This window comes from Nocardia shimofusensis NBRC 100134 (assembly GCF_001613125.1).
Lineage (GTDB): Bacteria > Actinomycetota > Actinomycetes > Mycobacteriales > Mycobacteriaceae > Nocardia > Nocardia shimofusensis.
This window is the reverse complement of sequence record NZ_BDBT01000008.1, coordinates 76369-98012: the sequence shown is the minus strand read 5'-3', so window position 1 is coordinate 98012 and position 21644 is coordinate 76369. Positions and strand designations below refer to the sequence as shown.

Genomic DNA, 21644 nt, shown 5'->3' with positions numbered 1-21644 from the left:
ACCGCTGATTCGGGTAGCGGCTAGCATTGCGTTCCGTGCCCGACGTCGCCACAGCTGTCTTGACGAAGCCGCCCGCAGCTCCCGAGGTTCGCCCCCGCGATTTCCGTACCGCGCGAATTGTCGCTGTGGTTGCCGGTGTGCTGGGCGCTGTGCTGGCGGTCGCGGTGCCGTTCCTGCCCGTCACCCAGACCACGGCCGTGCTGAGCTGGCCGCAGGGTGATTCGCTGCAGAACGTGCAGGCGCCACTGATGTCGCAGGTGCCGATCGAACTCACCGCGAGCATTCCGTGCTCCTCGGTGAACACGCTGCCCCCGGAGGGCGGCATGTTGCTGGCGACCGCGCCGCCGCAGGGCGACCGCGCGGCGCTGGAGGCCATGTTCGTCCGGGTCTCGGACACGTCGGTGGACGTGGTGAACCGGAACGCGGTGGTGGCCTCGGCCGAGCGCGCCCGGATGGGCGAGTGCTCCTCGATCGACATCGCCTCGGACAACCAGAGCACCAGCGCCGCGTTCCCCGGCATGTTCTGGGATGTCGAGCGGCCGGTCGACGGCGAGCCGGGACGCACCGAGATCGTCCAGGTGCCCGCCGAGGGCCGGATGGCCGGCGATTTCCGCCCGCAGGTGGTCGGCGTGTTCTCCGACCTGGAGGGCGCGGTCCCGGCCGGGCTGTCCTTCGACATGACCGTGGACACCCGGTTCTCCTCCAGCCCCACCTGGATCAAGCTGATCGCGATCATCGGCGCCGTGCTGTGCACGCTGCTCGCGCTGGGAGCGCTGGCCCGCCTCGACGCCAGCGACGGCCGCGGGCATCGCCGGTTCCTGCCGAGCGGGTGGTTCAAGCCCACCGGCGCGGACGGCGCGGTGATCGGCACTCTGGTGCTGTGGCACTTCATCGGCGCGAACACCTCCGACGACGGCTACATCCTGAGCATGGTCCGGGTGGCTCCCGAGTCCGGCTACATGGCCAACTACTTCCGCTGGTTCGGCGTGCCGGAGGCGCCCTTCGGCTGGTACTACTACGTCATCCAGGTGTTCGCCGAGATCTCCACGGCCAGCCCGTGGGTGCGCCTGCCCGCGTTGTTCTGCGCGATCCTGTGCTGGATGGTCATCAGCCGCGAGGTGGTGCCCCGCCTCGGGCGCGGCGTGCGGACCAGCAAGGTGGCGCTGTGGACCGGCGGCCTGGTGTTCCTGGCGTTCTGGCTGCCCTTCGACAACGGGCTGCGCTCGGAGCCGATCGTGGCGCTGGGCGCACTGCTGACCTGGGTCTCCATCGAACGGGCCATCGCCACCGGTCGCCTGCTGCCCGCCGGCATCGCGGTGCTGATCGCGGCGTTCACCCTGGCCGCCGCGCCGACCGGCCTGATGTGCGTGGCCGCGCTGCTGGCGGGCATCCGCCCGCTGGTGCGGATCGTGGTGCGCCGTCACCGTGAGCACGGCGCCACGGCGCTGCTCGCCCCGATCGCGGCGTCCGGGCTGCTGGTGCTGGTCGTGGTCTTCGGCGACCAGACCTTCGCCGGGATCATGGAGGCCAACCGGGTCCGTCAGGCCACCGGGCCGAACCTGGCCTGGTACGAGGACTACCTGCGCTACTACTACCTGTTCGTGGAGACCGTGGACGGCTCGCTGTCGCGGCGCTTCGCGTTCCTGGTGATGCTGCTGTGCCTGTTCACCACCATGCTGGTGCTGCTGCGCCGCAGGCGGGTACCCGGCATCGCGAGCGCCCCGACCTGGCGGTTGATGGGCATCGTGTTCGGCACGATCTTCTTCATGATGTTCAACCCGACGAAGTGGACCCACCACTTCGGCGCGTACGCGGGCATCGCCGGTTCGCTGGCGGCGGTCACGGCGGTCGCGGTCTCGGCCACAGCGCTGCGAGCGCGCAAGAACCGGGCCATCTTCCTGGCCGGTCTGCTGTTCGTGCTGGCGATCTCGTTCTCCGGCATCAACGGCTACTGGTATGTCTCCAGCTTCGGTGTGCCGTGGTTCGACAAGCCGATCTCGCTGAGCGGCTACCAGTCCAACACCTTCGCCTTGATCCTGTTCGGGCTGGCGCTGGCGCTGGTCGCCTGGTTCACCCTGCGCGAGGACTACACCGCGCCGCAGCCCTCGGCGAAGACGGTGCGCGGCAGGCGGATCCGCCGATTCGCCGCGATCCCGTTGACCGTGGTGGCTGCGCTGATGGTGCTGCTCGAGGTGGCCTCGCTGGCCAAGGGCGCGGTCTCGCAGTATCCGGCCTACTCGCTGGCCCGCTCGAACGTCGACGCGCTCACCGGCGATTCCTGCGGCCTGGCCAACGACGTGCTGGTCGAGCCCGACCCCAACCAGGGCAGGCTCACCCCGATCGCCGACCCGGCCTTGCCGCCCGAGTCCGATCCGCTGGCCGGGGTGAACCCGGTGGGCTTCGACCCCAACGGCGTGCCCGACGACTTGTCCGCCGACGCCGTCGAGGTCAAGCCGGGCACCGGCAACACCTCGAGCCAGTCGGTCGGCGCCAACTTCGCCGAGGGCGAGAGCGCGGGCACCGGCGGCGGCCAAGGCGCGCGCGGCGTCAACGGCAGCACCGTGGCCCTGCCCTTCGGCCTCGACCCGGCCACCACGCCCGTGATGGGCAGCTACCAGGCGGGCGTGCAGAAGCCCGCCAACCTGGTGTCGAGCTGGTACGAGCTGCCGGAGCGCTCGGCGGATCGCCCGCTGATCGTCATCTCGGCGGCGGGCCGGGTGCTGTCCTTCGACGACACCGGCGCGATGAGCTACGGCCAGGAACTGAAGCTCGAATACGGCAAGCGTCAGCCCGACGGCACCGTGGTCAAGCAGGGTGACTACCTGCCGCGCGATATCGGCCCGTTCCCGTCCTGGCGCAATCTGCGGGTGCCGCTGGACGCGCTGGCCGCCGACTCCGACGCCGTGCGCATCGTGGCCAACGACCCGATCCTGATCGGCGACCAGTGGCTGGCGTTCACCCCGCCGCGTCTCGCGGCGCTGGAGTCGCTGCACAGCTACCTGGGCACCGAGCAGCCGATCCTGCTGGACTGGGCCGTCGGCCTGCAGTTCCCGTGCCAGCGGCCGTTCTACCACGAGAACGGCGTCGCGGAGGTGCCACGGTACCGGGTGCTGCCGGACCGTCCGCTGGCCATCAGTTCCACCAACACCTGGCAGGCCCAGGAGTTCGGCGGCCCGCTCGGCTTCTCGCAGATGCTGGCGCGCTCGACCACCCTGCCGACCTACCTGCGCGACGACTGGGCCAGGGACTGGGGTTCGCTGGAGCGCTACGACCAGTACGATCGCGATGCGGTGCCCGCCGAGCTGACCACCTCGACCGAGACCAGGAACGGTCTGTGGTCGCCGGGGGAGATGCGGGTGTTCTAGAGACCGACCGGCCGAACAGAGAGGGCCGTGGCAGCGGATTTTCCGCGGCCACGGCCCTTGGTCGTTCGTGGGGAGAGCTTGCTTCTGGAGAAGGTGTCAGACCTCGAGTAAGCGCCGCCCTAATTCGCGGCGCAGCACCTCCTGCGCCGGGAGACGGTCCAGCACTCGCAGCACCGAGGGACGTAGCTCGCGCTTCTCCTCGTCGGTGAGCAGGTCGACGAGATCGCGGAGATCCATGTCATCGAAGGCTCCTGTCATACCCTCCACAGTACGTTCCGAAACATTGGATGTCTCGTTTTCGTTGCTTCGGTTACGAAGGTGTCATTTCATCGAAACCCGGCGTAGCGCAGCAGGTTTCGCCGCCGAATACCGGACGCTTGTCCGGTATTCGGCGGCCGCCCCGGTCAGCGCGCGCGAATCGGCGGGTCGGAGGCGAGTCCGGATCGGGTGACCGTGACCACTCCGATATTCGCCGGCTCGGCGGTCGTGTCGTAGGGGGTGAACCGCTCCAGCGAGCCCCAGTCCCTGCGCCAGTCGTGCTCGAGGTAGCTGGGCACCGTCTCGGCCTTCGACAGCAGTTCGGTCCAGCCGAGCGGGCCGCCGCCGATGTGATCCTGCCAGGCGTTCGAGGCATCCGAGCCCACTCGGTCGGGCAGGATGCGCCACTGCGGCGCCTCGGCGACGCCCGCGTGATGGTCGAACGGCCGCTGGCAGGGGAAGGCCAGCCCGACATGCCAGTCCAGCAGCACCGGCGCGGTCTCACCGACCACCGATTGCAGCGTCTGCAACTGCGGCAGCCGCGGCGGGGTGACCGCCAGCCAGTGCCGTTCGGTGATGTCGTTGTCCACGGCCACCAGGCGCACCGCGTTCACCTCGGCGGGCAGCTGGTCCAGCGGCACCCGCAGATTGCGCCACGACGGGGCGGGCCCGATGTCCAGCGGCAGCGCCGAACCCAGCACCCGGACCTCGCCGTCGGCGCCGCGGACGCCGTACTCCAGCGTCAGATCCTGGCCGTAGGTGACCACGCCGTCGGCGTCGATCGAACGGATGCGACCGGCGGCGGTGATGATCAGCACCTGGTTGGCCGGGTCGTTACGGAAGCTGTCGGCGGTCTGGTCCAGGCGGTACCAGTGCGTGGTGAGCGACGCCTGACGCTGGTCGTCCTGCTGGTACGAGCCGAGTACGGGAGTGCGTGCGGGATCCAGGCCGAAGGGCAGCGCGACCGAACTGCCGTTGATGCCTGCCTGCTCGGTGACACCGCCGCCGGTGCCCGCGCCGGTGGTGTCGGTGGTCTTGTTCTCCGCGCCGCCGTCGACGGAATTGGCACCGCCGGTGGCGGTTTCCTCGGCGTCGGCGGTGAGGTCGCGCGCGACGCCGTCCGGGGTGAAACCCTCGGCCTCGGCGGCCAGTCCGTCGGCCGGGGCCACGTCGTAGGGCTGGAGCAGCGAGTCGGCGGTGTCGGTCTCCACCAGCACCTCGTCGGCCAGCGCGCACGGATTGCCCGCCAGCGCGGCGATATTCGACTTGGCGATGGAGTAGGCCGGGCTCTGGCCGACCGCGCCCTTGGCCAGCGAGGCCACCTCGAACAGCACCATCAGCGCCGCGGCGATCGTGATCGGCGCCGCCGCGAGGCGATCGAATCCGTTGCCCGAGCTGCGTGGACGCGTGCGGTAGGGCAGCCGGTAGTGATGCCAGAGGGCGAACAACAGCGCGACGCCGGTCAGTCCGAGGAACAGCGTCGAGACGCCCTTGCCCGCGATCATCGGCGCTTTGTCCCACCACGGGACGCCGTAGCTGGACACGTACCACCAGCCGTTGGAACCGGTGAAGGTGATCGCCAGCACGAACAGCACCGCCGCCGCGAACAGCGCGCGGTTGCGCGGCGAGCGGATCGCGACCGTGCCCACCGCGACCGCGGCCAGCGCGGCCAGCGATCCGGCCAGGCCCGCGTAGACGCCGAAGTGGTGGGTCCACTTGGTCGGGGTGAACATCATCAGCAGCAGCGCGCCGAACACGATGCCCAGAATGCGCACCGACGGTCCGCGCGAGGTGCCGGGGATACGGCCCTTGCGCAACACCTGCAGAATGCAGACCACCAGGCACAGCAGCATCAGCAGCACACCGAACCGCCGCGCCAGCGAGCCGTCCGGAGCCAGCATGAGCAGCGAGTCCCAGCGGGTCCGCTCGTCGAACCACGCGACATTCGGGCCCACCAGCGTGCGGACCCGCGTCGCCTCCATGACCGTCGACAGCGTCTGGTCGGCGAACACCACGATCAGCACGAGCGTGCCCGCGGCCAGGCCGGGCAGCAGCAGCGCGAGGTACCCGAATACCCCGGTGCCGCGCCCGCGCTCGACGATGATCCGAAGGACCGGTCCCGACCCCGCGATCAGCGCGGCCACGCAGATCAGGCCGGTGGGCCCGGCGGCCAGCGAGAACGCGGCGATGAGGACGGCCAGCGCGGCGGGCAGCAGGCGCCCGGTGGCGACCGCGCGTTCGATCGAGCACCAGGTCAGCAGCGCGCCCGCGGCGATCAGCGGCTCCGGGCGCAGGCCGTTGTCGTAGGGCAGCCAGAACGCCAGGAACACCAGCCCCGCCGTCCACAGCGCGATCTTGTCGCGGCGCACCCGCGCGCCCAGGCGGGGCAACACCTCCCGGCTGATCACCAGCCAGCAGACGATGCCCGCCAGCAGCGTCGGCAACCGCATCCACATGCTCGCCGTGGAAACCTTCGCCATCCAGGCCAGCAGTTCGTAGGACCAGCCGAACGGAGCCTCGGGGACGGCGAACCAGCGGTAGTAGTTGGCCATGTAGCCCGAATGCTCCGACGCGCGAGCCATGTTCAGGATGTAGCCGTCGTCGGAGGTGTTGGCGCCGATCACGTGCCACACCAGCAGCGTGCCCAGGATCGCGCCGTCGGCGACGGTGAACTTCCACCAGTGCGCGGGCAGGAATCGCCTGGCACGCCGCCCGTCGGAGGTGTCGAGCATATGCAGCGCGATCAGCGCGACGACGGTGAACACGGCCGCGGCGATCATCGCCGCCAGCTTGAGCACGCTCGGCGAGGAACTGAACCGGGAGTCGATATCGGCGTGCAGCCGTGCGCCGTCGAGCCGCCCGGCGTCGAGATCGGTGAACACGCCGACCATCTGGGGTCGGATGTCACGAGTCACGGTGTTGGCGAACGCCGTTCCGTCCTCGCGCTCGACCCCGGTGAACTCGACCGTCGTCGCCGCGTCGGTGGCCTCGATCTCGATCGCACTACACGTGGCGATCTCCGCGACCGGCGCCGACAACAGCGGCACGTCCCGCTGGATCACCGAGACGGTGTCGTCGGCGATCGAGACGACCAGCCCCTTGGCGGTGGCCTCCCCGGACGCCGCCGGAATCGTCGACAGCAGCGTCCCCGCACCGGAGGTCAGGGTGGAGCACGGCAGCGAGGCCTCCACGCGCAGCGGCACATACGACACCAGCGGCGCGGTCACACTCGACGCGTCCGCCTGGGGCCAGTCCAGTGTCGCCACCTCCTGGCGCACCGGCAGCAGCGGCGTCAGCAACGCCAGCAGGAAGCCGAGAAGCCCGGAGACCAGGGCGATCAGGCGGTAGCGGGAGAACGCTCGAGTAGTTCGGTCCGGTCGCACGATCAGTCATGCTAGCCACCGGCCCGCAGCGGTCCACCTCACGAACGCACCCCTGGCCGCGTTCGACGCTGTCGTGCTCGTGCTGACCGCCGGGTTCTCGTCTACTGCCGTGATGTCTATGCGGTTCTGCGCCGAGGATGTGCCCGCACCTTCTCAGCGCCGCGCGGTGACCAAGGTGAACGGGCCGATGTCGGTGACGGTGAAGGCCGGATCGTCGAACAGGGCCCCGGGGAAGGTGACGGTGTAGCGGCGCACGTTCGGGTCGTTCGGGTAGACGTCCTCGGCCAGGCGCAGGGTGTAATCGTCACCGCTGCGGCGGAAGAGGAAGGCATCGGGGGCGCGCCACGGGCTCTGCTCGAGGGCGGCGAGCAGTTCGGCGGGCGATGCCAGCTCGCTCCATTCGGCGATGAGCGCGGCGCGGGCCGGGAAATCGGCGAGCGGATTGGCGTAGTGCGAGGTCAGGCCCTGGAAACCGAAGTACGGATAGAAGGCGAGGAAGGTGGTGTCGGCGGTGAGGACCACGGTCTCGTCGCGCGGCTTGCCGGTCTGCGCGCGCAGCGTCTCGTCCACCTCGCGGTAGTAGGAAGCCGCGCCGGGCGGGCGCTTGTCGGCGCGCTCGCCGTCACCGTCGGTGTCGGTGTAGGCGGTGTTGATCTCCGCGGTCAGCACGTGCGGAATGTCCTGGGCGAAGGCCAGCGCGCCGACCAGCGCGATCGCGGCCACCGCGAGCGGGAACCGCTCCGGCTCGTTGAACGCCTGGTAGGCCGCGCGTGCTCCTTCGGCGAAGCCGAACGTCCCCGCCGCGGCGAGCAGTACCAGCAGCGGCGCCTCCAGCCGGAACGACAGCAGCGTGGTGCCTGCGGCGGTCGCCAGCATCGACAGCAGGCACCACAGGTAGATCGCCAGCACGCCGATGCCGAGCGCCTGCGCCCGCCGTGACGAGGAAGCCCGCACCACCAGCCAGATCGTGCCGATCAGGCACAGGCCGCCCAGCAGCGTGAACCGCATCATGGGCAACGGCAGCTCGGCCCCGGCGCGCGGCAGGTAGTGCAGCGCCGTGCCCGAACGCGGGGTGGTGGTCGTCAGCATCTCGACAAGCACCGGCAACCACACGGTCGCCGCCACGAGCCCGGCGATCACCGCGATGACCAGTAGTCGCACCAGCGGCGGTACGGCGGCCCGCCACGCCGGACCCGCGGCCGACGGAGTCCGTCCGCGTCCCGGCCGGGCCGCCTGCCTGCGCGCCCGCACCGCGAGCCCGGCGGCCAGCAGTCCCATCAACGTCACCGCGAAGGCGGCGACACCCAGGTAGAGGGTGTAGAAGGTGGCGGCCAGGCCCAGCAGCAGGCCGGCGCCGAGCACCGCGCCCCAGCCACCCGCCGTGCCGTCGCCGCTGCCGATCCCCGCTGCCTTGGTCTCGGCAGCGCCGCTATCCGCGTTGTCCGTGCCGGCCGCGGTACCGGTGGTGTCGGCGGTGTTCGCGTCCGCGGTGGCGGTATCGGTGTCCTTCTCGGTGCGTATGGTGCCGGCAGTGGTGGTGTCTGCGGCAGTCGTGGTACCCGCCGCAGTGGTGATGCTGGTGGTCTGATCGGCTGCGGTCGCGTCGGGCAGCATCTCGGGTGCGGGCCGGTGCAGCGCTCCCCAGGCGAGCAGCAGCGTGGGGCCGAGCAGGAGCACGATGACGGCGCTGTAGGCCTCCGGCGAGGCGTAGGCCAGCGTGACGGCCGTGGTCGCGGCGGCGACCGCGATGGCCCAGTCGGTGCGCACCAGCCAGGTCCACAGCACCAAGGCGAGCGCAGCGGCGGCCGCGAGCGAGACGATGGCGTAGGGCTTGAACGTCTCCCAGCCCGCCAGGCCGAGCGCGTCGCCGAACCGGCCGCCGATCCAGAACCAGCCCGCCGGGTAGAACGGCGGGATGTCGGCGTAGGTCATGTCCCGCAGGGCGGGGCTGTCGGTGAGCCTGGTCAGGTACTCGGTGCGGAACTCCTGGTCGACCGAGACGCCGAACAGATAGAGCTCGGTCGCGGCCAGCGGCATGCCGAGCGTCACCGTCACGAAAGCGGAAATTCCCGCCCAGGACAGCAATTTCGCGACCCACCCGGCCCTGCGCCCGCGCACCAGCACGATCGCCGCCACCAGCATGGCCGCGGCCACGACCTGCCCGACCGTGGTCAGCGCCCTCGTCACATTCGAGGCGTTGAAAGCGGGCCACTCCACCAGGGAGAAGGCGATCAGCCCGATCGCGGCCACCGCCACCGCCACCAGCACGGCGAGCAGGGCCTCGCCTGCCGCACCGCTCGCCTGACGCACCAGCGGCCGCAGCCGTCCTCCGTCGCTCGTCGTCATCGGCGCGCCAACCTCCGGCTTCGTCCATCCGCCTTCACGTCGGGGCCAGCCTAGTGGAGGCACGCGCCCGCGCTGTCGCGCCTGCGCGCCGAAACGACCGAGGGCCGCGCACCTCGGTGGATGCGCGGCCCTCGTCTCGAGTCCTGTTCACGCCGTGGCGCGAAACTCCGCTCAGAGCGGCAGCTTGCGGAAGATCGGCCGCGGGATGTGGCGCAGCACCATCATCACGTACCGGAACACGCCGGGCGCCCAGATGAGCTCCTTGCCCTTGTCCGACGCCGAAACCGCCATGGCGGCAACGTCTTCCTTGTCGACGGTGAACGGCGCCTCCTTGGTGCCGGTCGACTTCCAGTGCGCCAGCGTCGTCGAGGTGCGCACCTGACCGGGCCGCACCACGAGCACGCGCGGGCCGAACGGGCGCAATGCCTCGCCGAGGCCGAGATAGAACCCGTCCAGACCGGCCTTGGTGGAGCCGTAGACGAAGTTGGAGCGCTTGACCCGCTCACCGGCCGCCGAGGACATGGCGATGATGCGCCCATAGCCCTGCGCCTTCATCTTCTCGCCCACCAGCACGCCCACCGACACCGCGGCGGTGTAGTTCACGCCGGCGATCTGGACCGCCTTGCGCTGGTCGCGCCACAGTTCCTCGGCCTCGCCGAGCAAGCCGAACGCCACGATCGCCACGTCGATGTCGCCGCGCGCCCAGGCCGCCTCGATCACCTTGGGATGGCTGTCGGTGTCCAGGGCGTCGAAATCGATCACCTCGACCTCGCTCGCACCGGCCGCCGTCATCTGCTCGACCGCGCCCTCGGTGAGCCGGTCGCCGGGCAGCGTCGCGAGGATGACGCGGGCGGGGCCCTTCTTCAGGTACTCCGCGCAGATCGCGAGACCGATCTCGGACGTGCCGCCGAGCAGCAGGATGGCTTGCGGGTTGCCTACGGCATTGATCACTGGAGTTCCAGCCTCCTGGCCATATCGGACATGAAAACGCCTGCGGGATCGACGCTCCGGCGGACCTTGATCCACTCGTCGATCCGGGGATACATCTTGTGGAAGGTCTCGGCGGTGGTGCGCGAGTCCTTGCCGGTGTAGAGCCTGCCGCCGAATTCCAGGACGCGGGCGTCCAATTCGGTGACGAACTCGTTGAGGCCCGGCCGGATCGGGAAGTCCAGGCAGACATTCCAGCCGGGCATCGGGAAGCTCAGCGGCGCCTGGTTGCCCTCGCCGAAGTACTTGAACACGTTCAGGAACGAGTAGTGCCCGCTGCGCTGGATGTCGACGAGGATCCGCTTGAACTCCTCGACGGCCTCCGGCGGCACCACGAACTGGTACTGCAGGAAGCCCTGCGAACCGTAGGCGCGATTCCACTCGCCGAGCATGTCCAGCGGGTGATAGAACGCGGTGAGGTTCTGCGGCTTCTGCCGGTAGGTGGCGCCCTTGCGGTACCAGACCTCGGTGGCCAGCGTGAAGGTCTGCTTGTTGAGCAGGCCGTTCGGGAACAGGTCGGGGAAGGTCAGGAAGGTCTTGCCGGTGAAGCCGAGCGGGTTCTTGCGCAGCTTCTTGGGCAGCTGGTCGAGCGTGGCCAGCGAGCCACGGGAGATCACCGCGCGTCCCAGCTTGGGTGGGGCGCTGATCGCGTCGAACCACGCCGAGCTGTAGGTGTAGTTGTCCTCGGTGCCGTCGCTGTGGAAGGCGATGGTCTCGTCCAGGCTCGCGGTGACGTCGCCGTCGGCGATGAAGTACGCCGTCTCGGTCGGGGTCATCTCGATGGTGACGCGCAGGATGATGCCGGTCAGGCCACAGCCGCCGACGGTCGCCCAGAACAGCTTGGCGTTCTTGCGCGGGGTGAGGTGCTGGACGGTGCCGTCCGCGGTCAGCAGGTCCATCGAGCGCACGTGGTTGCCGAAGCTGCCGGCGCTGTGATGGTTCTTACCGTGGATGTCGGAGCCGATGGCGCCGCCGACGGTGACCTGGCGGGTGCCCGGCAGCACCGGAACCCACAGGCCGAACGGCAGCGCGGCGCGCATCAGCTGGTCCAGCGTCACGCCCGCGTCCACGTCGACGAGCCGGGTGTCGGCGTCGATGCGGTGGATCTTGTTCAGCGCGGTCATGTCGACGACCAGGCCGCCCGCGTTCTGGGCGTTGTCGCCGTAGGACCGGCCGAGACCGCGCGCGACGATGCCGCGGCGCAGGTGGGCGGGCTTGGCGTCGTTGTCCTCGGCGACCATCGCGACGGCCTTGGCGATCACTTCCGGATCGCTGGTCGAGAGCACTTCGGCGGAGGTGGGTGCGGTGCGACCCCACCCGGACAGGGAGCGGGTCCGGGTCGGCAGCGTGAACGTCCCGGCGCGCTCGGCGCCGCCGTCGATGCTGCTCGGGGACTCGCCGTCGCCGGTCGTCGGGGTGGAGGTCGGAGCTTTCGTGGACATCGGCTCACAGGCTACATGCCCGCGCGGACGCGGGTTCGTTCTCGCTGTACTCGCCGGTACGGCGTCGGTGGTACGGCCTTGTTCTCGCCGGTACGGCACGACGTTCTCGCCGGTAGGGCACGCCCCCGCCCGCGTGCGGCGTTAGGCTCGTCGCCGTGCACGCCGAACAGCAGTTACCGCCCACGGTCGAGTTGCCCGTGGTCGACGAATCCCTCGGGGACCCGGAAGGCACGGTCGACCTGAAGACGCAGATCATTCGCTTCACGGTGACCGGCGGGCTGTCGGCGATCGTCGACTTCGGCCTGTATCTGATCCTGCTCGAGCTGGTCGGCCTGCCGGTGGCGGTCGCCAAGGCGATCGGCTTCATCGCGGGCACCACGACGGCCTACCTGATCAATCGCCGGTGGACCTTCCAGGCCGCGCCGAGCCGGGCCCGGTTCCTGGCGGTGGTCGCCCTCTACGCGACCACCTTCGCGGTGCAGGTCGGCATCAACCAGCTGATGGTGCACCTGCTCGGCAGGGAGTTCCTGGCGGTGACCGCCGCGTTCGTGGTCGCCCAGGGGACCGCGACGGTGATCAACTTCCTCGTGCAGCGTGTGGTGATCTTCAGAATGCGCTGAGCCGCTCCGGCCGGAGCCGGTGAGCGGCTAGGACCCCGCGAGGACCGCCTGCTTCTGCGCCTTGGCGCCGAAGTAGTCGCCGCCCTTGGCGCGGGTGTTGTCGGTGCCCCACTCGCGCTGTTCGCGCTCGGCCGGAACCATGTGCGGTATGTGCTTGCGGCAGTGGATGTAGGCCTCTTCGACCTCGACCACCACCCAGCGCTCGGCGATCTTGCCCGCGGTGGCCTCGGGCAGGTCCGGTAGGCTGCGCCGCAGGGTGGCGTCCTCCACGATGCGCGCCGAGCCGTTGATGTGCAGGCCGATCAGATCCTGCACGAAGTCGACCATGAGGATGCCGACGTGCGGGTTCTCCGCGATGTTGCCGAGACTGGCCATCACCCCGTTGCCCCGGTACTCCGGGTAGACGACGGTGCGATCGTCCACGACGTGCAGGAAGCCGGGCGGCCCCGCGCGGAAGGTGTTGTCGCACTCGCCGTTCTTGTCGGCGGTGGCGATGAACGCCATCTCCATCCGGCCGACGAAATCGATCATCTGTTCGTTGAGCCGGTCCAGTACCTGGTCGTTGTAGAAGCGCTCGGCCCGCGCGGTGGTGCCGTAGCGCTCCTGTAGGGCGTGTTCGCCGTCGCTACCGATCTGGTTGCCCGTCGTGGCGCTGCCCGTCATTGCTGCCCCCTGAAGGTGGTCGCGGGTCCGGGGGTCGTCGTCGTCTGCTCCGCGTCGAACGTCGTTGTTGCTCCGCGTCGATCACATGCCCGAACCTCGAAAAGCTGAAACTGCGAATAAACCGGAAAGCGGGTCCGATCCTAAGCGACGATCCGCGGCGGCGAAGGATTATGGTCGCACCGACCGTGCGAATTCCTGTGTTACGCAACCCATTGACCTGCAACAACAGTGCGAACCATACGGCTTGTTCTCCCGCGGGCCGAAATGCTCGCGGTGCGGGATTCGCGGCCTCAGACCGGTCGCACCGTCACCGGAACGCCGTTGAAAACCGCATTCCCCGACGGCATGTCCACCACCGAATCATCGGTCAGCGCATTGGCGTTCACGCCGGCGTGGGCCTGCGCGACCGCCTGCGGACTGTCGCCGTGTCCCCAGCCGTGCGGCAGGCTCACCACGCCCGGCATGATCGTCTCGGTCGGCTCCAGCGGCACCGTCACCGTGCCCACCGCGGAACTGACGATCGCCTGCTCGCCGAGCCCGAGCCGGTCCACATCGGCAGGATGGATCTGCAGCGTGCACTTGTTCGTGCCGCTCACCAGCGTCGGCACATTGTGCAGCCAGCTGTTGTTGGAGCGCAGATGCCGACGGCCGATCAACACGAATTCCGGCGCCTCGACGGCCGTCGCGGCCCGTAGCCGGTCCACGTCGCCGATCAGTTGCGCGGGGGCCAGATCCACCTTCCCGGAAGCCGTACGCAGCGCCTCGGGCAGGCGCGAAGTCAACGGTCCCAGATCGACGCCGTGCGGATTGTCCAGCAGCGTACGCAGATTCAGCGTGCCGCCGTTCCACTCCCCGTACGGGCCCAGCCGCAGCATGAGGTCGATGCGCTGCTCGGTGCTGTTCTCGCCGATCAACTCCTCGCGCCGTTCCGGTATGCCCGCTTTGTGCAGCATTCCCGCGATGACCAGCTCGTCCACGGCCGCCACTCGGCTCTGCTCGCCGGTGTCGCGGTGCTCCCGCCCGGACAGCGCCGCGGCCAGCCGCACCAGGATCTCGATCTCCGAGAGCCTGCCGTCTTGCAGGGTGACCAACGGCGGTGAGTATCGCGCGTAATTGCGTACCGCGAACTGCAACAGCGCGAAGTCGTAGTGCGGCGCCTCCACGATGCGCGGCGGCGGCAGGATCACGTCGGCGTGCCGGGTGGTCTCGTTGACGTAGCGGTCCACGCTGACCATGAAGTCGAGTCCGGCGAACGCCTCGTCCAAGCGCGCGCCGCCGGGAGCCGACAGCACCGGATTGCCCGCCACCGTCACCAGCGCCCTGATCTGCCCCGCACCGGGCGTGCGGATCTCGTCGGCGAGCGTGGCCACCGGGAGTTCGCCCATCGCCTCGGGGAGCCCGCGCACCCGGCTCGACCAGCGACCGGTGCGGAACGGCTTGCTGCGCACGATGCCGAGCGCGGCGGCGTTCGCGAACATCGCGCCGCCCGGGCGGTCCAGGTTGCCGGTGAGGACATTGAGCACGTCCACCAGCCACTGGGTGAGCGTGCCGAATTCGGCGGTGCAGGTGCCGATCCTGGCGTACACCGCGGCGGCAGGCGCGGCGGCGAGTTCCCTGGCGATGCGCACCACGGTCTCGGCGGGCACGCCCGTGCGGGCGGCCACGACCTGCGGAGTGAAGTCGGCCGCCGCCGCTCGTACCTCGTCCAGGCCGTCGACCGGCAGCCGCACCTCGGTGAGGTTCTCGGCGAAAAGTGTATGGACCAGGCCGAACAGCAGATAGGCGTCGGAGCCGGGCCGGATGAACAGATGCTCGTCGGCCAGCTTCGCGGTCCTGGTGACTCGCGGGTCCACCACGACCAGTCGACCGCCGCGCTTGCGCAGCGCCGACAACCGGCCGGGGAAATCCGGTGCGGTGCACAGCGAGCCGTTGGACTCCAGCGGATTGGCCCCCAGCATCAGCAGATAGCCGGTGCGATCGAGGTCGGGTACCGCGACGGTCAGCGGGTCGCCGAACATCAGCCCCGACGCGACCTGCTTGGGCATCTGATCGGCGGTGCTGGCCGAGAACAGATTCTTGGTGCCGAGGGACCGGATCAGCATCGGCAGGTACAGCGTGCCCGAGACGGTGTGCGCGTTCGGGTTTCCGACATACATGGCGGTGGCCTGCGCCCCGTGCTCGGCGACCAGTGCCGGGAAGCGCTCGGCGATGTAGTCGAGGGCCTCGTCCCAGCTCACCGTGCGCCGCTGCCCGGTGGCACGGTCGCGGATCACCGGCGCGGTGAGGCGGTCGGGATCGTCGTCGAGGCGGCCGAGGCTGGCGCCCTTGGGGCAGAGGAAACCCTTGCTGAAGGGGTCGCTCTTGTCGCCGCGCACCGAGAGCACGCGGTCGTCGGCGTCGAGGGTGATCTCGAGGCCGCAGACCGCCTCACAGAGTGGACAGGTGCGCAGCAGGTTCCGACCGGAGCTCATATCGGCAATCTTCGTCGCGGAAGGCAGCCGGCACAGCCCTCTCGGCGACATTTGCCGAAGAATTTCTGGGTAGCGAGTGCGCGCGGGGCAACGAGAAAAACCGGCATCCGTTACATGGATGCCGGTCGGGGGCAGCGGGGTAGTGCGGGCCGCCGCTGCGCGCGGGAGGCTTTCAGCGGGTGGGAGTGCGGCTTCAGCAGGCGACGCTGGTCAGCTGCGTGCGGCGACGGCTCGAGGCCGAACGGACCGCGGCGGCCACGGCGACCACCGGCGGAACCCAGCGGGCCTCGTGCGGCGCGACGCCCCAGTGGGCGCAACCGGCCGACAGCTTGCTCGGCGGCAGCGGTACGCCCGCGCCGTCGGTGTAGACGATCGCGCCGGCCTCGCGCAGCGCGTCCAGCGCCATCGCGGCCTTGCGCATACCGGTGACCAGATGGATCTCCCGACGCTCGGAGCCGGGTACCTCGATCACCGGACCGCTGAGGTTGTTCGCGCGCATGAAGCGCCGGACCTCGCCCGCCAGCTCGCCGCTGATCTCGATCGCCGAGACCTCGTCGTCGGTGATCAGGCACAGCCCGTTGGCCGTTTCTGCGACCGTCCATCCACGCTGGATGTAGTCCTGCGCCGCGGCGTCCATGTCGGCCGCGGAGACGGAAGTCGGAAACGTGGTGCGCACTGTGTTCTCCATTCCCGGATAGCTCTTGGGTCTGTGTTCATGGGGCGTATCGACGGGCAGGGGCCCGCGCGTTACGCCTTTGCGAAAAAATTTCTCGAGTGTGCAGTACGTCTCATTCGGCGCGGTAGTGTATCGCTTCGATCACGGTGTTCTCACAACCGCACCCCCGTGTGTCTGTCCGATGATGGTGAACTCCCGCGCTCTGCGGTGGTTTCGGCCACCGAAGAGGGGCACTATGCGAACATGAGCGATTCCGGCGCGAACGGGGAACCGAGCGACGGCGTGCCGCCCGCCCCCGGCGAGTTCGAGACCGAATCCCGTTGGATCACCTGGAAGGCTTCGGCATTGCGGCGCCTCGGTGGCGAGGGTGGTGAGGGTGGCGAGGCCGCCCAGGTCGACGAGCCCGCCCGGCCCTTCGGCAGCCTCGGCGACTTCCGGCGCTGGGTCGGCGAGGCTTTCAGCGCGCTGCTGGACGTGCAGTTCCAGCGCTCCGCGACCCGAACCCTGTTGCCGCTGGCCTATCTGCTCGGCCTGATCCTCGCTGTCGCGGTGCCGATCGCGGTGGTGGTGCTGATGTGGAGGGTCACCTTCGTGCTCGGCATCCTGGCCGTGCTGGTGGCGATCCCGTTGGGCCTGACCATCGCCGCCGTCGTGCGCTTGGCGCTCGAGTTCCTGGTCAACGCTTCCCGGCTGGCGACCAGAGTCGAGCACATCAGCGATCTCGCCGACGACCTCTTCCAAGCGCTCTCGGATGTCGCCGAGCCGGTCAACCAGCTTTCCGAGGATGTGCGTGCGGTGCAATTCTGGCGATTCCGGCGCGGCAATTCCCGGAAGTAGCGAGTTCTTAGCTTGCCGTGGCGTGCCGGACAACCCGCCGCGCCCCTGGATATCCGGTGTTGCGCTGCGCGGGATCTGTTGTGAAACAATGCCGTTCGGGTGACCCCGTATCCATTGCGGAGCCGCCCGATGCATCACAAGGGGCTCATAGGGGGAACATATGGTTCTGTCGCAGATGACCACCGGATCGACGATGCCGCGAAGACGGCTGGGCCGGAATCTCCGGGATCTGCGCACGCGCGCGAGAATGACGACCAGGACCGCCGCGCGGCAACTGGAATGGTCCGAAGCCAAGATCTGGCGGATCGAAACCGGTCAGACTTCGCTGCGCAGTCTCGATGTGGAAGCGATGTGCAAGGTCTACGGCGCACCCGCCGACGTGGTCGCCCCGCTGGCGGCGCTGGCGAAGGAGACCAAGGCCAGGGGCTGGTGGACCGCCTACACCGATGTGGTCGCCGAGGGGTTCGACATCTACATCGGCCTCGAGGAGGCCGCTCGCCAGCTCGCCGGATACGAGGCCGATCTGATCCCCGGACTGCTGCAGACCGAGGCCTACACCCGCGCCCTGCTGCGCACCGCCCGGCCCGCGGCGGGCGCGACCGAGATCGAGCGTCGGGTGGAACTGCGCCGCACCAGGCAATCGCTGCTCACCCGACCCGGCGCGCCGCTGCGGCTGGACGTGGTGATCCCCGAAGCCGTGCTGCGCCATCGCGTCGGCGGCCCGGAGGTCGCGGCCGAACAACTCGATCACCTGCGCCGGATCTGTGACCTGCCGACGGTGCGGCTTCGCGTGATCCCCGCCGGATCGGACTACCACGCGGGCATGGAGACCAGCCGCTTCGCCATCCTCGAATTCCCGGCCGACGGCACGACCGCACCCGAACCGCCCGTGGTCTACGTCGAGACGTTCACCGGTCCGGTGTATCTCGACAAGGAGGCCGATTTCGCCCGCTACCGGGCGGCGTTCGCGGATATCGCCTCGGCCGCGGTGGACGCCCGCGAATTGCTCGACGACGCCGTCACCGCGCTGGCCTAGCCCGCCCGGCCCGGATCAGACCAGCCGCGCCGCGGCCGATCAGACCAGCTGCGCCGCGGCCGATCAGACCAGCTGCGCCGCGGCCGATCAGACCAGCCGCGGCGCGGCCGATCAGACCAGCCGCGGCGCGGCGGTGTCCTTGGGGGAGCGCAGGTAGGTCAGCGGTGTGCCGTCGCGCCCCACGCGCGGCCAGTCGATGGCCAGCGTGGGGTCGAAGGCGTCGAGGTCGTGGTCGGCCTCGGGCGTGTACTCGAGCGAGCACAGATACGTGACGGTGGATTCGTCCTCGAGCGAGAGGATGGCGTGGCCGAGGCCCTCGGAGAGGAACACCGAGCGCCGGTCCACGTCGTCGATCAGCACGCTGTCCCAGTGCCCGTAGGTGGGCGAGCCGGGGCGCAGGTCCACCACCACGTCGAGGAACGCGCCGCGCACGCAGGTCACGTATTTGGCCTGGCCGGGCGGATCCTCGGTGTAGTGGATGCCGCGCAGCACGCCCGCGGCCGATACCGACACGTTCACCTGCCGAAGATCCATCGGGCGGCCGATCGCCTTCTCGAACTCCGAGGCCTTGAACGATTCGGCGAACGCGCCGCGCTCGTCGGTCAGTACCCGCGGGGTGATCACCCACGCGCCGGGCACCGACATTTCCCGGATGTCCATCTCACCAATCCCGTCCGCGCTCGAGCAGATCGAGCAGGTAGCTGCCGTAGCCCGAGCGCACCAGCGGTTCGGCCAGGGCCCGCAGCTGTTCGTCGTCGATGTATCCGCGCCGCCAGGCCACCTCTTCGGGGACCCCGATCTTGAGTCCCTGCCGCTGCTCGATGGTTCGCACGTAGTTCGCCGCGTCGAGCAGCGAGTCGAAGGTGCCGGTGTCCAGCCACGCGGTGCCACGGGCCAGCACGTCCACCCGCAACCGTCCCTGTTCCAGATACGCCCGATTGATGTCGGTGATCTCGTATTCCCCGCGATCGGAAGGACGTAACCCGCGGGCGATCTCCACCACGTCGTTGTCGTAGAAGTACAGGCCGGGGATGGCGTAGTTGGAGCGGGGTTTCTTCGGCTTCTCCTCGATCGACACCGCCTTCCCCTCGGCGAATTCGATGACGCCGTAGGCGGTGGGGTCGAAGACCCGGTACGCGAAGACGGCGCCGCCGTCCAGGTCGGTGAAGCGGTCCAGGCTGGTGCCCAGGCCGGGGCCGTGGAAGATGTTGTCGCCCAGCACGAGGGCGACCGATCCGTTGCCGATGTGGTCGGCGCCGAGGACGAAGGCGCGCGCGAGACCGTCCGGCTCCGGCTGCACCACGTAATCGATCGAGATGCCGAACTGGCTGCCGTCGCCCAGCAGCCTGCGGAAGGCCGGCGCGTCCTCGGGAGTCGTGATGACCAGCACCTCGGTGATGCCGGCGAGCATCAGCGTGGACAGCGGGTAGTAGACCATCGGCTTGTCGTAGACCGGGACGAGTTGCTTGCTCACCCCGCGCGTAATGGGGTGCAGCCGCGAACCGGTGCCGCCCGCCAAAATGATTCCGCGCATGTCCTGAAGTCTGCCAGTTGCGTCCTCGCTCGGCTTCGGTGAGGTTCCGGGTAGCGCACGATTGCGTCACGGGGGTTTCGCATTCGGGCGTGTCGGTCCATAAATGTTGCGTGGGTCACATTCGTGTGGTCTTCTGAAATGTCAATGTGTGAGATGTCGACGCCGACGCTCGCCCTGGTCGCGGACGCGGTCCGGCCGGCTACTGCCGACCGGTGGGTGACGGTGGCTCGGCGGCGAGGCGGTGCGCGATGGTAGTGCTCAATCCGGAAGGGCCGAGCGCTCCCGCGCGGCTGCTCATGGCGACCTGCCGGGGCGTGGTTCGGCCCGCCCTGCGCGTCGCGCCGATCAATCGGACCACCATCCCCGTCGGTGCGCTGGCTGTGGAAAGTCTGGCCCGGCTGCGCCCGCACCCGCGCGGCATCGAGCGCGAACAGGTCACCATGCCCGGTTTCCGTATGGAGATCATCCGCCCGGCGGGAGCTGCCCGCGCCCTGCGCCACGGCGCCATGCTGTACATGCACGGCGGCGGCTTCGCCATCTGCGGCCTGGAGACCCATCGGCCGGTGGCCGCCAGCCTGGCGCGGCGTACCGGGCTGGCCGTGGTCAATGTCGAATACCGCCAGCTGCCCGGCCGCAGCATCACCCAGTCCATCGACGACTGCCTGACCGCCTACCGCTGGCTGCTGCGCCACGGCGCCGACTCCTCCCAGGTCGTCTTCGCGGGCGATTCGGCGGGCGGCTACCTCACCTTCGCCACCGCCCTGCGCACCATCGAACTCGGCCTGCCCACGCCCGCGGGCCTGATCGGCCTGAGCCCGCTGCTCGACCTGGACTACGCGGCCAAGCGCGAATACATGAACGTCGCGCTCGATCCCTACATCCCGCTGTCGGCCCTGGAGGCGGTGGTGCGCCTCGGCGCGGAGATCGACGGCGTTCTCGACCCGCTGCTCTCCCCGGTCAACGGCATCCTCGGCGGGCTGCCCCCGGTCCTGCTCATCGCCGCCGAGGACGAGGTCCTGCGCTACGACGCCGAACTCATGGTCCAGCGCCTGGCCGCCGCGGGCGTCCCGCACGCCCTGGAACTGTGGCGCGGCCAGGTCCACGCCTTCACCACTATCTGGCCCGGCCTGCCGGAGAGCCGGGCCGCGCTGGGGCGGGCTGCCCGATTCGTGCGCACCTGCCTGGCCGCCGGTGAGCAGGCTCGGACGGCCTGATTCGGTCGGCCGGACGAGTCGATGAACCCCGCTCCGGGACGCCGGAGCGGGGTTCGCGCGATCACCGGGCCGGTGCGATTACTTGGCCGGCGGGGTGAACGGCTGGTTGATGGTGGCGAAGTACTGGATGGCAGCACCGATCGCGACGGGCGCGGTCACCAGGATCTGACCGGCGAGGGTGCCGATCGCGCCGACGGCCAGGATGCCGCCGATGCAGCCGATCGCCGCGGCGGGGATGAACGGGCCGAACAGGCCGACGATGGTCGCCGAGGCCACGGTCGCGCCCGCGATGCCGCCGAGCACGCAGCCCAGAGCGCCGCCGCCGAGGCCGCCGACCAGGGTGCCGAGGGCGGCGCCCATGCCGATGGTGTCCTTCATGCGGTTGAACGCGGCCAGTTCGCGGTCGTACTCGGACTTCCACGGCGCCTTGTCCTCGAAGGGCAGGGCGACCGGCTTGTAAACAGCCTTTTCCATATCCAGCTGCGGGGTCAGCGTGGCGGTGCGATCGGCCACTTCCGCGACGATCGGGAATTCGAACTCGTCGACGCGGAAGGTCAGCGGAGTGCCCGCGACGGTATCGCCGTTGGCGGCCTTGATCTTCAGCGCGTTGTCCTCGACGACCAGCGAACCGGAGTCGATCGTGATGATCGACTGAGTCTCGCCGGCCTGCGCCGTGAAATTGATCGCGCCGTTGTCGGCGGGAGTGGGCTCGGCGTTGACGGCGCCCGCGGTGACGCCCATAGCGGCGATCAGCAGAGCTGACGTGGCGGCGAACTTCTTGAAGAGCATTCGATTTTCCTCGATCCGGAAGC

General features: G+C 69.4%; 16 protein-coding genes. 5 read left to right on the top strand and 11 right to left on the bottom strand.

Translation table 11 applies throughout. The features are described 5' to 3' along the window. Window positions 1–35: 35 nt before the first annotated feature. On the top strand, window positions 36–3365 hold the full coding sequence (locus NS3_RS11200) for an arabinosyltransferase domain-containing protein (RefSeq protein WP_084495364.1): 3330 nt from the start codon (window positions 36–38) through the stop codon (window positions 3363–3365). A gap of 96 nt (window positions 3366–3461) precedes the next feature. Here the strand turns inward: NS3_RS11200 and NS3_RS29510 are convergent, their stop codons facing one another. The 5 genes from NS3_RS29510 to dprE1 all read right to left on the bottom strand — a co-directional run bounded on the left by NS3_RS29510 (window position 3462) and on the right by dprE1 (window position 11781). Further along, window positions 3462–3623 (bottom strand): hypothetical protein, encoded by a 162-nt coding sequence (locus NS3_RS29510; protein WP_169811631.1) that lies wholly within the window; start codon window positions 3621–3623, stop codon window positions 3462–3464. Window positions 3624–3769: 146 nt separating this feature from the next. Beyond that, complete coding sequence (locus NS3_RS11195; RefSeq protein WP_067857820.1) at window positions 3770–7006, bottom strand: arabinosyltransferase domain-containing protein; 3237 nt, start codon at window positions 7004–7006, stop codon at window positions 3770–3772. Between the two features lie 153 nt (window positions 7007–7159). After that, on the bottom strand, window positions 7160–9352 hold the full coding sequence (locus tag NS3_RS11190) for an arabinofuranosyltransferase (RefSeq protein ID WP_084495362.1): 2193 nt from the start codon (window positions 9350–9352) through the stop codon (window positions 7160–7162). 171 nt (window positions 9353–9523) lie between these two features. Next, window positions 9524–10303, bottom strand: a complete 780-nt coding sequence (gene dprE2, locus NS3_RS11185; protein ID WP_067857817.1) for a decaprenylphospho-beta-D-erythro-pentofuranosid-2-ulose 2-reductase — start codon at window positions 10301–10303, stop codon at window positions 9524–9526. Further along, the gene (dprE1, locus tag NS3_RS11180; protein ID WP_245649561.1) at window positions 10300–11781 is read right to left on the bottom strand and encodes a decaprenylphosphoryl-beta-D-ribose oxidase; all 1482 of its coding nucleotides are present in this window, start codon (window positions 11779–11781) and stop codon (window positions 10300–10302) included. Before dprE1 ends, dprE2 begins: the two co-directional genes overlap by 4 nt. A 155-nt stretch (window positions 11782–11936) precedes the next feature. Here dprE1 and NS3_RS11175 point away from each other — a divergent pair, with 155 nt between their 5' ends. Beyond that, entirely contained in the window at window positions 11937–12401 is a 465-nt protein-coding gene (locus NS3_RS11175; RefSeq protein ID WP_084495360.1) for a GtrA family protein, read from the top strand. Window positions 12402–12428: 27 nt separating this feature from the next. Here NS3_RS11175 and NS3_RS11170 read toward each other — a convergent pair whose 3' ends face one another. From NS3_RS11170 to NS3_RS11160, 3 genes are all read right to left on the bottom strand, one after another. Continuing rightward, window positions 12429–13064 (bottom strand): pyridoxamine 5'-phosphate oxidase family protein, encoded by a 636-nt coding sequence (locus NS3_RS11170; RefSeq protein WP_067857814.1) that lies wholly within the window; start codon window positions 13062–13064, stop codon window positions 12429–12431. 290 nt (window positions 13065–13354) lie between these two features. Beyond that, on the bottom strand, window positions 13355–15535 hold the full coding sequence (locus tag NS3_RS11165) for a molybdopterin oxidoreductase family protein (protein ID WP_067857809.1): 2181 nt from the start codon (window positions 15533–15535) through the stop codon (window positions 13355–13357). Between the two features lie 193 nt (window positions 15536–15728). After that, window positions 15729–16211 (bottom strand): hypothetical protein, encoded by a 483-nt coding sequence (locus NS3_RS11160; protein WP_067858196.1) that lies wholly within the window; start codon window positions 16209–16211, stop codon window positions 15729–15731. Between the two features lie 243 nt (window positions 16212–16454). On the opposite strand from NS3_RS11160, the gene NS3_RS11155 reads away from it, so the two are divergent. Both NS3_RS11155 and NS3_RS11150 read left to right on the top strand, forming a co-directional pair. Further along, window positions 16455–17048 (top strand): DUF4282 domain-containing protein, encoded by a 594-nt coding sequence (locus NS3_RS11155; RefSeq protein ID WP_067857806.1) that lies wholly within the window; start codon window positions 16455–16457, stop codon window positions 17046–17048. 160 nt (window positions 17049–17208) lie between these two features. Then, window positions 17209–18084 carry a helix-turn-helix domain-containing protein gene (locus tag NS3_RS11150; protein ID WP_174550457.1) on the top strand — a complete coding sequence of 292 codons (876 nt, stop codon included), beginning with the start codon at window positions 17209–17211 and terminating at the stop codon, window positions 18082–18084. A 111-nt stretch (window positions 18085–18195) separates the two neighbouring features. Here the strand turns inward: NS3_RS11150 and NS3_RS11145 are convergent, their stop codons facing one another. Together NS3_RS11145 and rfbA are read right to left on the bottom strand one after the other, a co-directional pair. Next, window positions 18196–18744 (bottom strand): dTDP-4-dehydrorhamnose 3,5-epimerase family protein, encoded by a 549-nt coding sequence (locus NS3_RS11145; protein ID WP_067857803.1) that lies wholly within the window; start codon window positions 18742–18744, stop codon window positions 18196–18198. A gap of 1 nt (window position 18745) precedes the next feature. Beyond that, entirely contained in the window at window positions 18746–19618 is an 873-nt protein-coding gene (gene rfbA, locus NS3_RS11140) for a glucose-1-phosphate thymidylyltransferase RfbA (protein WP_067857800.1), read from the bottom strand. A 248-nt stretch (window positions 19619–19866) separates the two neighbouring features. On the opposite strand from rfbA, the gene NS3_RS11135 reads away from it, so the two are divergent. Next, window positions 19867–20832, top strand: a complete 966-nt coding sequence (locus NS3_RS11135; protein WP_067857797.1) for an alpha/beta hydrolase — start codon at window positions 19867–19869, stop codon at window positions 20830–20832. Between the two features lie 78 nt (window positions 20833–20910). Here NS3_RS11135 and NS3_RS11130 read toward each other — a convergent pair whose 3' ends face one another. Then, complete coding sequence (locus tag NS3_RS11130; RefSeq protein ID WP_067857794.1) at window positions 20911–21621, bottom strand: DUF8020 domain-containing protein; 711 nt, start codon at window positions 21619–21621, stop codon at window positions 20911–20913. Window positions 21622–21644: the final 23 nt, after the last annotated feature.